Source organism: Paenibacillus sp. S-38 (assembly GCF_049942825.1).
GTDB lineage: Bacteria > Bacillota > Bacilli > Paenibacillales > NBRC-103111 > Paenibacillus_G.
This window is the reverse complement of record NZ_CP187970.1, coordinates 2,320,610-2,335,123: the sequence shown is the minus strand read 5'-3', so window position 1 is coordinate 2,335,123 and position 14,514 is coordinate 2,320,610. Positions and strand designations below refer to the sequence as shown.

At 58.9% G+C, this 14,514-nt stretch carries 5 protein-coding genes; all 5 read right to left on the bottom strand.

All coding sequences use genetic code 11. The features are described 5' to 3' along the window. Positions 1-78 precede the first annotated feature (78 nt). A complete protein-coding gene (locus ACP26L_RS10925; RefSeq protein ID WP_426452549.1) occupies positions 79-4,641 on the bottom strand; it encodes an S-layer homology domain-containing protein in 4,563 nt (1,520 codons plus the stop codon). A gap of 217 nt (positions 4,642-4,858) precedes the next feature. Continuing rightward, complete coding sequence (locus ACP26L_RS10920; protein ID WP_426452548.1) at positions 4,859-5,341, bottom strand: DUF6933 domain-containing protein; 483 nt, start codon at positions 5,339-5,341, stop codon at positions 4,859-4,861. 271 nt (positions 5,342-5,612) lie between these two features. Further along, positions 5,613-5,750 carry a hypothetical protein gene (locus ACP26L_RS10915; protein WP_426455253.1) on the bottom strand — a complete coding sequence of 46 codons (138 nt, stop codon included), beginning with the start codon at positions 5,748-5,750 and terminating at the stop codon, positions 5,613-5,615. Positions 5,751-5,759: 9 nt separating this feature from the next. Next, entirely contained in the window at positions 5,760-9,008 is a 3,249-nt protein-coding gene (locus ACP26L_RS10910) for a glycosyl hydrolase (protein ID WP_426452547.1), read from the bottom strand. A 94-nt stretch (positions 9,009-9,102) separates the two neighbouring features. Continuing rightward, on the bottom strand, positions 9,103-14,415 hold the full coding sequence (locus tag ACP26L_RS10905) for a glycosyl hydrolase 53 family protein (protein WP_426452546.1): 5,313 nt from the start codon (positions 14,413-14,415) through the stop codon (positions 9,103-9,105). Between the last annotated feature and the right edge of the window lie 99 nt (positions 14,416-14,514).

Below are 14,514 nucleotides of genomic sequence, written 5' to 3'. Positions count from 1 at the left end.
ATGGTCCTCCCGTATAGGTCAGTCTGGAAAAAGGAAAGGAAGAGCCCCTGCGAGCAGGACTCTTCTCATCGTTAACGATTATGGATGTTTTGTCAATTCATAGGCTCTGACCGCTACAATGGCGGCCATCTCCCGCGTTGCCGGGTCCTGAGGCCAGAACCAGCCGGACTCGTCCCCTTCCATCAGGCCGTTCTTCTGAACAGCCCCGATGAAGGAGGCCGCTCCCGGATAGGCTTCGCCCAGGTCGGTAAATGCGGCCGAACCGGCATCATGGGGCGGAAGCTTCAGCGCTCTGGCCAGCATGATCGCCATCTCCTGCCGCGAGATGGACGCATCCGGAGCAAACCGCTCCTCGCTTATGCCTTCCGCTATCCCTTTGGATACAGCTTGAGCCACATAGCCTGCATACCAGGAGTCGGACGCGACATCCGCAAAGCGGGCGGCGCCCTCCGTGGATGGAGCTTCTCCCAGCAGTCTCAGAAGCATCGCCACAAACTGCGCACGGGTCACCTGCTTTTTCGGCTCAAAGGCCGGGACCGTACCGCCTGTTCCCTCCATGATCCCATACTCCGCCGCTTTCTTCACATAGGACAGGGCCCATGGGGAGATCTCCTCCATGTCAGAATAGCCCGGTGCGACTTCAGGCGCTTGCTGGCCCACAGACTTCGAGAAGGCTGCCTGGTAAGCCCCCAGCGCCATGACTGCCTGCTCTGTGGCCATCCCTTCCGCTTCCCCGCCGCTTACATGCGGGAAGGCTCCGCCATCCAGCTGCAGTCCAAGCAGGTAGTTCACCATATGGCTGTCCCCTGACTGGAAAGAAGCGCTGTGTACCGGATCGATGCCGCTGACCGACAGGCCCCAGAGCACCTGTGCCGTGCTTTCGGCATTCACCACGCCATCCAGCGCGAAGCCGCCGTTCTCCGCCTGCTGGGTGCCGAGCCACTGTACCGCTTTGCTCACGGCCGCCTTCACTTCCGCCTGCGTCTCGTAATAGCTTAAAGCCGCCAGGGCCGAACCGGTTAGATCCGTGCTGCCCGTCTCGCCCTTGACCAGCGGCCAGCTTCCATCCGCATTCTGCGCATCCAGAATCCACTGCAGCAGCCGTTCCTTCGTCCAAGCCGCATCTGCGGGTATCTCAGTATCTCCGGCGTTCAGAGCCAGCAGCGCGTAGATCGGGCCGTTGGTTCCCTGTGTTTCCATCCGTTCATTATTGTAGATCCGCTCAATCAGGTCGAAGCCGCCGATAGACTGCGGATCGCCGCCTGCCGCCCGTACGCTCAGCGCCAGGCGCTCATAGTCGGTCACGTTCCGGAACGTCCCGTTCTTCTCCCTCAGCAGGGCTTCCGCCTCCGCCAGGTAACCGGACGGTACGCTCACACCTGCTCTGCTCAGCGCGTAGGCCGACCAGTCGCTCAGCTCCGCTCCGTTCTTCAGCCAAGCCGCCGCCCGGGTAATGGCGGGCCCGACCTCGACTGCCGCAGGAGCTTCGACAGCCCCGGCTGTCTCTACTGCAGACTTATCGATCACCGCGAATTTCGTAAAATGGTTCACGAGTCCCGTCATCTTCCCGGTCTCCGCATCGAGGACCGCAGGAATCGGAATCCACTCGCCCGTCTGCTCATTGAGCCAAGCCAAGGACAGGGCGTCCAGATTCACGGATGCGACCGGTGTCTTGACCGTGATCTGCACCGGCTGCTCGAAGGTCTGGCCGGCCGGGCCGAATTCATACATCGGGGATACGAGCCCGCTTCGTCCGCCCGCAGGGAGTTCCTTCACCGTAAGGGTCGCCGTCTCTTTCAGCGCGCCTGCGGGAATGTGCAGCTGAATTTCCGCCTTGTCGTCGGTCAAGATCGCTGCGCTATCCGGAGCCGCCGATTTCTGTACATTGACCGTATTCGCTACAAGAACCTCTTGCAGTACGGCAGCGGCGGTTGCCGTCATTTTCTTGTCTGCGTTGAGCACGATAGCCGGCTTCGCCACCTCATGAACAGGCTTCCGGTTATCGTAAGCGAGGCCCAGCTCCTCCGAAACGGTCTTCAGTGCGTTAGCCTGTGCGCCCGCCGCACCCGTAACTGCCGGACCGGCCGAGCTGCCCCCGGCATTGAGGTCCTTGCCGCCGTCCAGCGTATACCGCCAGGCCACCGTATCACCTGACTTCAGCGTTACGGAATCCGCTCCACTGCTCAGGTAGGTGCCGTTCACCGCATACATCCAGCCGCTGAGAGGACCCCGGTCAAACTCGTACAGACCGTCGATCCCCTGCACATAAGCCGTGGAACCCGATCCGGAGGATTTCACACGGTCCGCCCCCAGCTGGCGGATCAGAACCGAATAAGGCGTATCGCCGCTCTGAAGGGATACCTGAGTGGACGATACAATGGTTCCCTTGCCCTCATCCCCGGCAACGGATAAATACACGTAAGGACTGCCGGACGAACCCGTTCCTCCGCCGCCCCCTCCAGCTCCGGTCCTTGGGAGAACCGTTACCGTTTGCGTCGTGTGCACGATACGAGGCGCCGCTCCCGTGACATAGCCGGAGATATCGAGTGTATATGTCCCTGCCGCCAGCCCGGCGAACGTCGCCGTGCCTTCGCTGTTCGTCGTGGCTGTGAGGCTTCCGATCTTCAGCTGGATTCCTGCAGCCGGCGCAGGCGTGTCATAGCCGAGCGTTTTGTTCACCGTCACCGTGAAGGACTGGTTCGCTCTAGGCTGTGCTGGATTCAGCTTCACCGATTCCACCAGGTACGTCGTCGGATTCCAGCTTGCATCATATCCGCCGTAATAGATCACCGCACGGTCGCCCGGCTGGAGCGTATAATCAGCCATCCCCACCTGCGGAATATTCCATTTGCCCTGCCGGTAGACGGCATAGTTCCAGGCATCGGCATCCGAGCCGACCGACTTCACGTATCTGCCGAACGAAGAGCTTTCTATGCGGAACGGAACCCCTTTGTCCGTCAACAGCGCCTGAATGCTGTCCAGCAGATTCGGAGAAGCGGCCGTCCCTGCCGCATAGGTGCCCGTGGAGCCTTCGATCTGTACGTCCGCCGATCCGACCTCCAGCATCTTCGAATCCGTTACAATTCGGGGAGCCGTGCCTTCCCGGTACCCTGTGACTACAGCCTTGTACGTGCCGCCAGGCAGCCCGGACGCAAACCGGGCGATCCCCTGGCTGTCCGCCTGCACCTGGAGGCCACCAAGCTCCACGTATACGGCGGAAGCTACGCTGACATTTTCGGTGCCCGCATTCCAATCCCACGCCGTCTGCTCCACCTTCACCTGGAGCGCTTGTCCGGTCACCGGCAGCGCAGGCTCAACGGTTATCGACTTGACGAGCGTAGTGTCCATCCCGCCGTAATACAGGTAGACCTCATCGCCGTTGCGAAGGGAATAGTCAGCCAGGCCGAGGCTGGACGTGCCGGCAAAATCCCAGGCTCCCTGCCGCTTCACATTGTACAGCCAATACGTATAAGCGTTGTTATCATTTGCTGTGGATCCTACGGAAGTAATAAAATGTCCTGCGCCCTCCTGCCACGGAATGCCCGACGACTGCAGCAGCTGAGCAGCCGCCTCGTAGGCGGTAGCCGCAGATGCCGGACCCTCCGCCAGGATGCCGGCCGGACCAGCCACGTGCACCGTCACATCCGCCGCCTGAGGCGCTGTACTACCGGTGGTCAGCACCGCATCGTACGTGCCGCTGTTCCCTCCGGTAAAGGCATGATATGCGGCCAGAGCCATGATCGCCTGTCCGGTCGCTCCCGCGTTGGACGGGCCGCCGGCTACGTGAGCGAATCCGCCGTCGCTCTGCCGGTAGCCGAACAAATAGCTCAGCGGATTTCCTTCCGCCTTCGTAAAGCTTCCGCCGCGCGCATCCACGCCGGCTGCGGACAGCGCCAGGATGACCTGCGCCGTGCTTTCCGCATTCTCGCCGTACTCCGTAAATCCGCCGTTCGCCAGCTGCCTGCCGGACAGCCACTGCACTCCCTTGTCAATCGCCGGCTGTACGCCGGTAAGCGACTTATAAGGAGACAAGGCAAAGATCGCCGAAGCGGTTATATCGATGTTCCCGGCGCCCCCTGCCGCGAGCGGCCAGCCGCCATCGCCATTCTGCTGCGTCAGCAGCCATGCCGCGATCTTGTCGGGGTTCCACTGCGCGGTTAACGGAATATCGTAAGTCCCGCTGCTCAAAGCGAGCAGGGAATAGATCGCCCCGTTGGTTCCCTGCGCCGTCATCCGCTCGCTGTTATAAATGCTCTGGATGAGGTTATACGAAACGGAGCCGGCGGTGACCGCCTCGGGGCTGCCCCCGGCCGCCTTCACGCCCAGCGCTATGCGGGCATAGTCCGTTACATTGCTGTACACCCCGCCGCTCTTCTGAAGCTCCGCACTGACGGACTCTAGATAGGAGGCCGGTACCGGCTTCCCCGCCTTAGCGAGCGCATACGCATCCCAATCCGTCGGCGCGCCGCCGTTCAAGGCCATGATATAGCCCGCAGCCTCGTCAACTGCCGCTGGAAGCGCAACCTGCCCCCTTGCTGCAGCATCCGCATACACAGGCAGCAGTCCGCCCAGCATCGATACCATCAAGCACCAGCTGAGCAGCAGCATGCCTATTCTTTTCAACCCTCTTTGATCCTTCATTCTTACTCCCATACCCCTCTCCGCCGACATTAAAAAGCATCCCTACGAGAAGGGATGCCGATTGCACACTAGACCCGCAGGCGAAAGATGTTCCCTGACAAACAGCCGTTTCCCGTTCCCGGACAACCTATCATTCGACAGCTTTCGAGAATGTCTTTCAATGTTTTACATAGAATACCACTTTCCCGGCACTGCGTCCATTGATAGTTGCGGGATGCTAGCGAGAGGTAAGAGCCTTCTTGAAAACCTCTATAGGTTCACGATAATCAAGAGGTTTATGAATAAGTCTATTAAGCCATTGCAAACGGCTGAGATTGTCCTCAAAGTCATCCTCTGTGAAAAAGGTGGCCTCTTTCATGGTTCCTAACACGCTTCGGCTGTTCGTTTTGGCTATCGCGATTTCCGAACCTTCCCTCAAGTAAGCATCTATCCTAGCTTCGCCTATTCCTTCACTGACCATATAGGTTCTGAGGGTCGACAAGAATTTCTCCTTTAACGGAGTGACTTGACCGCTCCGGATCCCGTCTATGATGATACACAACCGTGATAGGTCATTGATGAAAACAATGTGCTTCCGACGGTTTAGATGGTAGATATTCACGTGCCAATGAAAGAGGGATAGCTCTCCGCTGTCATCGCATTCCTCGGGTATGGCCTTCATGTCTTTCAACAAGGCTTGGGTAAACTTTAGTACGATCAAATCTATCTTCCTTTCCAACTCGGCTGAAGCAGGTGTTAGTCTTCATGATCCAATTCTATCATTTCCATGATGTCTTTGTAATGTATACGTGCAGGTTGACGTCCTAAATCAATCACTTCTCTCCACGGCCAAAAAAACAAATAAGCTCATGCTTAGACTCCCGTCCAGCGGGAATAAACCTCTCCCCTTTGAACAGTGGCCCTTACATGAGCTGATCGCTCCTATCTTAGACTATATCCGAACCGTATCACGCTTCAGCACCCTGATGCCGTTAACCGGCAAACTTAACGTCTCTCCTGCCATCTTCCTCCAGCACCTTCGGATCATGCAGCCATTGGTCGGGGTTATAATCCGCCCCATGCATTAGAACGGGCAGCTTGCCGCTGACCGGGGAATGTTTCGCTGTCATGTTAATATCTCAGCCCTCCGCTTCATTTTGCGTCTCAATAGGGACAACCCGATGTTCCCCATAATCGAAATATTTGCCTTCCAACAGCCCGATCAAGGTCGTAGTCACCCGCACCGTCAGTTCGTTGTCACCGGCTCGCAGAAGGGCCGCAGGACCTTCCCAGACATAAGGCGACCAAGGCCGCACACCCAGCTTCTCCCCGTTCACCCATACCTCTGCCGTATCGTGCACATCCCAGTCAGGGAAACGGAGAGCAAACCGGCCGGAACCGGGCCCATCCGGAAGAGCCAGTGTCCTGCTGTATTCCAGCACCCCCGCGTAATAGGGGTATCCCTGCACATAATCCCGGACAGCGAGCGTCTGGGCCGAGGACGGGGGCACGGTCAGCACCGGAACCCCATCCTCCGCCGGACACACCCCGAAGCTGCCGAGCAAGTGGATGGCATCCGTCACTCCGTCCCAGTCATGGGCCACCTGCACCCGGATGTTCAGGACATTGTCCCCCTTCCGCAAATCGGCCGTTACATCACATACGATATTGGCGTTATCATAGACGTTCCGTGCCTGAAAATCGGATTGCGTGTACCGCCTGCCGTTCAGCGTCAGCTCCCAAGCCCCCGAGATGGACGATTGGTCCATGAGGATCGAGACGGACTCAGGTACTTGCTCCACCCGGAACGACGCCCTGTACCGGCAGTCCAGCGGGTAGGAAAGCCGCAGCTTCTTTGGGGTTCCGAACAGTTGATCGAAGACCACCGGGAGGCTCTGCCGCTTCGCAAGATCCGCACATTGATCGATGAAGGTTTTGGCGGAAACGAGGGCTTCCTCCTCTCCCGACACGGACAGAAGGAAGTTCTCCAGGCGCAGCGCGTTCGGCCGGAGTGCCTTCAACCGCCATAACCCTTCAGCCTCAACCTTCCACTCCCAGGCAGGCTGTTCGGCCGCGATTGCAGGGGCTGCCTCCTTCCCCCTCGTAAACCGGTACATTCGGGAGGCATAAGGTGCAAAGTCAGCCTCAACCGATACGCCGCCCCCCTCTGTCACCGCACGGATCGGTACGATCTCCCCGGTTTCCAAATCCAGCCGTTCCGCTAGGACATGCTGCGCATCCCCTTCCGCTTGAGCCGGCCAGATCCTCACAGGATCGATACGGATCGTGGTGTTCCACTGCCCCGCTTCCTGGTTGCTCACGAACACTACATATTCGTCCGGCGAGATATAACGCGATTGAAGCAGGAAGGAGCGAATCTCCTCCGCCGCTTCCACGGTTACAGGCTGCGGTTCCACCCGGTCCAGCAGGACCTGCAGCTTCTCCAGCATGGACTCCAGCCCCTCCGGCCCCTCCCCGGACGCTCTTGGGATGAAATAGGCGCCCGGATGGCCTTGGCAGACTCCCTGGTCTTCGTTTCGAGGACTCCAGCCGAACCACGCTGCCGCTTCCTTCGGGACCCTGCTGTCCGGCTCAATGCATTCGCTGGGCAGCTCTCCCAGGGCGATGACCCGGCCTCCATCCGACAGGAACCGCTTCATGGTCTCCCAGGCTTTCTGTTCCAGGTTCGTCATAGGAGGCAGCAGCAGCACGCCATACGATGCCTTGCCGATCACGAGCCTGCCGTTCTCCACGGCGGCTTCGGCCAGCAGCTCCGCATCGAGATGGTCATAGTCCCGCCGGGACTGCAGCAGGCGGACGCTTAGACTCCGCCACTCTTCCTTCAGAAGCTCCAGCCTCTCCCTTTCCTTGGCGTCCGTCCCCCCGTATTCGAAGTGGTGGAGCGGATTCGCCAGATGGGTCCAATAGGAGGTGGTCGGATCCAGAACGGCGATCCGGATATCCGCCGTCCCTTCGGTCATGATGCAGCTGATCCGGCCGGCGTAATCGCCGAGGTGCCGGAAGTGTTCCCAGTACGGATTCTGAACAAATTGGGAAGGCGGCGCATCGTGCTGGGTCATGCCATCGAGCGTGTAGAAGAACGCATGGAAGGTGTATAGATTGGTCCCCATAGCCGCCATCCGGTCGATCATCCACTTCGCATCCTGCAGGTTCATGGACCAGCCGACGCTGTGGAAGCACTCATCCAGATTCCGCTGCCTGCCGAGCTGTCTAGCGATGGAGCTCATCATCTTCGGGTTGTCGCGGAAGCTCGCTCCATAACGCCGGATAATCCATTCCAGCGGTCGGCCCAGCTTCTCATGGCAGCTGTCCCCGCCCGGAATATGGCTGTAGCGCTGGGTGGTCATACGGACAGAGGGGACTTCCGCCACATACTGCAAGCCGTGCTTCTCGCACCAGTCAAAGACCTGCTTATGGTAAGAGTCAGTCAGCAGCTCATGCAGAGTCTGATAGTAGTCATACCGGATCCGCGGGGCATCGGGATAAGCCGCATGGGACAGAGCGGGCAGATGCCCGGCGATGGAATACCCATTGCGCTCCTGGAAGTAGTCCGGCAGCCTGGGGGTCCAGGGCAGCCGGCCGAGCAGGCCGATCTCATCCGTGAACATACCCCGGACGGTTCTGCCGAATTCCTCTCCGATATAGCGGGCATAGCGTTCATGGGTAAGCCGAATGAAGCTGGCCATCGCCTCTTTATGGCAGGGATCGACGAAGGTTCCGTAATATTTGAAGTCCTCGATTTCCTGCTCTTGATAGACGAGCACATCCCACTCCGCGGCATGGACGGGCGCCTCCCATTCCAGCCGGTATACCGTGTGGTAGGTGAAGAACCGCTTCTGGTTATAGGCGGTCAAGCCCGTCTTCTGGAACACCGGGTCCGCCTGGATATTCCCGATATGCTCCCGGATGTCCACCGCGAATTCCCAGAGGCGCTCGCCCGACGCCGCCAGCGGCACAGCCTTGGCATAGACGATCTTCGCCCAGGGCAGCTCCAGCGCCGCCCTGCCGCCTCCCTGGATGCGGGACTCCGTCACTTCCAACGTCCGGTGCTTCGCATCGGGGTGAAGGAGGGTGACTTCCCCCCCGGCCATGCCGCTGGGATAAGGATACTCGTCATACAGCCAGACATGCATGCTTCTCACCTTGGCCGCCTGGACCGCCGCCTTCACCAGCCGGAACCACCCTTCGGACAGATAAGGTATTTTCAATCCCTGTCTCGGGCAGATGAAGAAGCCTCCGACACCCTTGTCGTACATCTCCTGGATCTGACGGATCATCTCCGCTTCGTCCATCTCGCCGTTCCAGAACCAGAACGGCTGGATCCGGTAATGCGCATCCGGATTTCTGAATTGGTCCCTATCCAGCATGGTCTCTCCTCCACTCTTCTCCATTCTTCTCCAAAGCGAAATTCCCTACGGGGAGGACCCACATAGGGAATTCACCGCTGCATATAAGAATGTCTTACGGGTTGCGCGGTACCGTGACGAAAGCTTTGCCGGTCGTCTGATTGCCTGCCTGATCTGCTGCCGCATACGTTATGGTGTAGGTTCGGCCAGGTCCGCGATCCGAGCATTCCGCCCGAAGGGCAAAAGAGGTGTCCAGGGTGCCCAGCTTGGCATCCTGAATATCACCGGGAAGATCCCCGTTCCCAAGTCCGCTGTCCGGCTCGCTGCTCGTTATCGATTGAAGCACGATAGAAGCAGCCTGCGAACCGGTATCTTTAGCTGTAAGTGTGACCTTGACGGGAACCAGCTTATGGTTGGCAGGCCACAAGGAGGTTTTATCCAGCGCAATCTTGAGGGTTGGCGCCGTCTTATCGATCTTAACGATCCCCGTATGCGCCGATTCGGTATTGCCGGCGGCATCCACGCTCCAGTACGTGAAGGAATGGGTGCCCTCGGCGGTAATCCCGAACCGGTTCCCGGATTGCGGAGCGCTCCCGTCAAGTGTGTAATAGGTTGCAGCAATGACGGATCCGCTGTCAGCCGCAGTTAAGCTGACGGTAACGTCTTGATTCGTCCACCCCTTCGGAGCATTGTCGGTCGTGACCGGCGGTGTTGTATCCAGCGGGGGAGCCTCATCCGTCTTAGCCGACGCCGCAGCGGACAGGGTGGACTCCCCTGCCGGGTTCACTGCCGTCACTTTGTAGAAGTACGTCGTGGAGGCGGCAAGTCCAGTATCCGTGAAGGCCGTTCCGGGCAGTATGACCTCATTGCGCTTGTCATACGATCCATCCGCAGCAGCCGAACGGTAGACATGGTAACCAACCGCTCCATTCACCGCGCTCCAAGTCAGTTCTATGGCGTTCGCGCTCTTCGCTGAAGCACTTAGATTCCCTGGTGCCGCCGGGACAGCGGTGACATGGACATCAATCGTTGACACAAATTCATTCCCGCCCGGAAGATCCTTGTATGAGTCCACCGTAAGCGTAATTTTGGCCGTGCCTTCCCCGAGTGCGCTGACTTCGCCGGTCACTGCATCTACTGCCGCCACCACCGGATCGCCCGAAGACCACACGATCGACTTGTAATCCGCATTGCCCTGGAAAATACTTGCCTGAAGCTGCGCCTTTTGGCCCGGGGTCAGATCCAACCGGTCACCAGGGGGCTGCGTCCCGTTAAAGAGGATGCTGATCCCTTCCACGATAATCGGAACCTTGACCCCGATGGTCTGGCCCGCCGTTACGCCGGACTTGGCCGCGACGGTAATGACCGAGCTGTCTACGGTCTCCCCTTGGGCGCCCGACAGCATGGCGGCTGTCGCCCTGCCCGTCTGGTCGACGGTGACTGCGTTCGGATTGGAGCTGGACCAGCTGAGCCGCGGATCCGCATTGGCCGGCGTGATAACGGCTGACAGGACAGCGGAATCGCCGATGATCAGCCTGGAGGGCGGATACTGAAGCGTAATGGATTGTACGGGTGCTGCGAAGGTGCCGTACACTTTAAAGTCATAAATACCGGTATACTGCTGAACGGTTCCTACTTTTTGAACGGTATTCACCGTTAATCTGACATAGCGCCCATAGACATGAGCCGGGAACAGATCCGTTGTAGAAACTTTATACGCCTTCGACGTATCGTAGGCGCTGACAATATCGTTGTGGGTAACGACAGGGGTATACGTGCTTCCATCCTCGGACACGCTGACTGCAAAATCACTAGCCGCCCAGGAATAGACCCGCGTCGAGTCGATGAGGGCCGTCTGCCCCAAATCCACCGTCAGCGTCGCACCCGGATGATACCCGCCTGTTGACCATGCTGTCGTATCGCTGCTATCCACCGCATTCGATGCGGAATAGGAGGAGCCGGTTCTGCTGGCCGTCACGCTCTTGCCGGCGGACAGCAGGTTGGTTGACGTAATCGTGGAAGACGATGTGTACCCCCCATCTTCGGTAACAGCGGTAATGACAGCCGTACCGGCTTTCAGGGTCTCCACCAGCCCCTCTGGATTCACGACCGCTACCGTGGGATCGCTTGAGCTCCAGGTGACTTTTGTGTTATCCGCCGTGTCCGGTTCAATCGCTGCCGTCAGCTGCGTCGACTTGCCGGCCTCCACCGTAACGGACGGGGGAGATACCGTCACGCCTGTCACGTTCACTACATCGGCTACGGTGACCGGTATGGCTGCCGATGCCCCGCCGTCCAGAGCGGAGACGGTCAGTGTCGTGACGCCGTTGGATACAGCGGTAATCGTTCCGCTGCTGCTGACGGTGGCGACGGAACGGTCGCCCGTCGTCCATTGCAGGCTCTGATCCTTGGCATCCACAGGCAGCACGGAAGCCGTAAGGGTCTCGGAATCTCCCACGCGAAGCCGCACGGATGTTTTATTCAGCGTAATGGATTCGGTCAGCACATCGGTAACCGTCACCGAAGCCTGAGCGGTCTTGGCTCCGTCTTCCGTGGTGACCGTGATGACGGCCATGCCGGGCGTAACAGCGGTAACCACGCCTGAGCTGCTTACAGCCGCCACTTGCTCATCGGAGGAGGACCACTTCACCCCTGGGTACGAGGCATCGGCCGGGGCGACGGTGGCCGTCAGCTGCTTGGTTCGGCCCGCGCCCAACGTCATGTTCGTTACGTCCAGCGTAACTGAATCTACAGGCACCTTCGTCACGGTGAGCACAAAGGACTGGGAAGCCGATCCGTCCATCGCCGAAGCGGTGATCGTTGCGGTGCCTTCCGTCTTGGCGATGAGAGTCACATCCGGGGTCACATTGCTTTGCTGATAGAGGGTACCCGGAACGGCGGTTTGAACCGGCTCGCCCAGGAACCTCGCCACATTCGGGTCGGACGACGTATACTTGACAACCTGATTGGCAGCCCCCGAAGGCAATCCGGCAGTGATGGCCGTTTGGTCTCCGATATGGAGCTCCATCGAACCGCCCGACAGCTTGCTGCCGGTTAGAGTGATGCTGCCCGCAGGTGCCGCAGGCGTGACCGTGACCGTACCGGTATCCGTGAACCCGCCATCCACCGTCCGTACGGTGATCACGGCGGTGCCTGCCGATACGGCCGTAACGATCCCCGCTTCGTTGACCTCGGCGATGGCCGGATCGGAAGAGGTCCAGTTCATCCGGGAATCGGTCACTTGATCGGCCGGAGCGACAGCAGCCACAAGCTGCCTGCTTGAACCTGCCGTGACCTGAATGCTCTCCTCCTTCAGCGCAACTCCTGTTACCCTTACTGGGGAGACGGCATAGGAGGACGAGTTATCCGAGAAGGGAAGCTTGCCGCCGAGCGGCTTGGCCATCGGCTTGCCTCTCCACAAATAAGCGTAAGTCCCGTCCAAGGCGTGCCCGTCATAGGTGAACAATGTGCGGTCTCCGGCATCGTTCCCCCACTGATGCGATTTGGGGCCGGGCAGCCAGGGGCTGTTCGGGCCCTCGTAGCCGTCCCCCTTCTCAATCCACTCGGCCGCCCAGTAGAAGAAGCCAACCTGTTGGTTCGTCGGGTTCGGCACGTCCCGGAGTGCCTGCATATAATCCATCAGCCAGTTGTATTGGCCCCGCTCCGATTTCTCGTAATAGCCGTTGGTAATATTGGAACCGTTCGGGAGTCCATAATCGGCCGACGTGTTGCTGAAACCCGTCTCGACGAAGATCACATCTTTATCCGGCCATTTCTCCAGATTATTGCGCAGCATGCTGTAAATGGACCCTGTCGGCCGGCCGCCGTACAAGGAATAGCCCTGGCTGTCCCATGTGATGCCGGCGGAGGCGTTGGCATCAAACCAGGCATTGGTCGAAGCCGGATCATATCCGTTGTTCACATGAAGCTGGCCCCTCATGGCCGGCGATACGTCCTTCATCGCCTGGTAAGCCGCATTGACCAGCTTGGCATACCCGGCGCGGGTTGTTGACCATATTCTCCCTTCATCCCATACGATGCCTGCATTCTCTTCGTTGCCGATCTTCACCATGGCAGGCTCGACTCCGGCCTCCTTCATGCTCTGGAGAAAATCGTAGTTGTAATTGTACATGGTCGTCTGGAGCTGCTGCAGGTTTTGATTCTGCCATGCCAGCGGCTTGGTTGCCTTGCCTGCGCTCATCCAGCCGTCGCTGTAATGGAAAGAGGCTATAAACTTCATATGATGCGCCTTGGCGCGTTTCGCCAATTCAATGGTATCGGTTTTGTCAAAGGACCCTGGAAGCATCGTGTAGGTTGATGAAGAGCCCTGCGTTGGGTTCCCCGCTTCCACGAACGTCATCGGAATGACCGCATTCACGCCGCGGTTCTGCATAATATCGAAGAAGTCCTGACGTACGCCGTTGGCATAGTAATGGCCGTTGTACTCTTCGATCAGCGGAACATAGGAAATGTCTGCACCCTTGATCACCGTAGTGTCCAGCTCGAACAGATCCACACTGTCCACGACCGCGCCGCCGGCCCCGGCATTCTCCAGATAGAGCGTGCCCAGCGTCTCGTTCGGGCCTGTTACGAAGCCCACCGTCAGTAAGGTATATCCCGTCGTTGCGGACGGGGCGCTGCGAGCATTGGCAATGCCGGATACGCCGACCTTCACCAGCCCGTCAGGCTGCTCGACCCTGGCCCTGACCGAAGCGATATAGCTGGCATTCGGCTTCAATGGCACATTCTGCGACACTTTGGCTCCGGCAGCAAGATTAAGCGCTTTATCTCCCGAGTCCGCTCCTTCGGTTCTGATCGCAGAACTGCCGATTGTACTCCACCCGCTCAAGTCATTTTCGAAGCCCCAGTTCTGAACCGGGTTCTGATCGCTGAGCTCCAGTGTGAAGGACGCGTCGTCCATAGAGACGGACATCCCGGCCGCCGCATTCTGAAGATACAAGCCGACCGTTGCCTGGCCGTTGTAAGAAATGACGTTGCGCATAACAATGTGCACCCAGCCATCTGCGTTCGGATACCCATTGACATAGGAGCGTAAGGCTGGTGCGCCCGTATCCTTGGCTTCCAGATAGGCCGAGGTATCGGGTCCGGAGCCGGCAGCCGGCTTGTAGGCGTTCGTCTTAATCCAAGCCTGGAAGGTATACGTGCCCTGCTCAAGTCCCGTAAAGGTTTGATATATACCGGCGGCAGGCGTGTTGAAGGAGCCTGTTTTGCCGGTGGAAGTCACGCTCGCGGAGTAAGCTCCCGTGTTGGCATACGTCTGCGTCGTCACCGTACCGGCCGTCGTAATCGTCTTCCAGCTCTTCGGCGCAGCTGTCACGCCCGGGTCTTCCTCGAACCCCGGATTGGCCAGCAGATTCGCTGCCTCAGCTGCCGCGAAGGCGATTGGCGTCCGATCCGGACCTGCCATTCCTGAAAAGCTTAGTGCCATCATTGCCACGATAAGCAGTGGGATCAAGCATGTTCTTACTCTCATTCGTGCCATTCGACATCCCCTTTTCCTAAAAAA

Coding starts and splice junctions, on each gene's coding strand:
- ACP26L_RS10905 (WP_426452546.1), bottom strand. CDS start 14,415: ATGGCAGGTCCGGATCGGACGCCAATCGCCTTCGCGGCAGCTGAGGCA.
- ACP26L_RS10915 (WP_426455253.1), bottom strand. CDS start 5,750: ATGACAGCGAAACATTCCCCGGTCAGCGGCAAGCTGCCCGTTCTAATG.
- ACP26L_RS10910 (WP_426452547.1), bottom strand. CDS start 9,008: ATGCTGGATAGGGACCAATTCAGAAATCCGGATGCGCATTACCGGATC.
- ACP26L_RS10925 (WP_426452549.1), bottom strand. CDS start 4,641: ATGAAGGATCAAAGAGGGTTGAAAAGAATAGGCATGCTGCTGCTCAGC.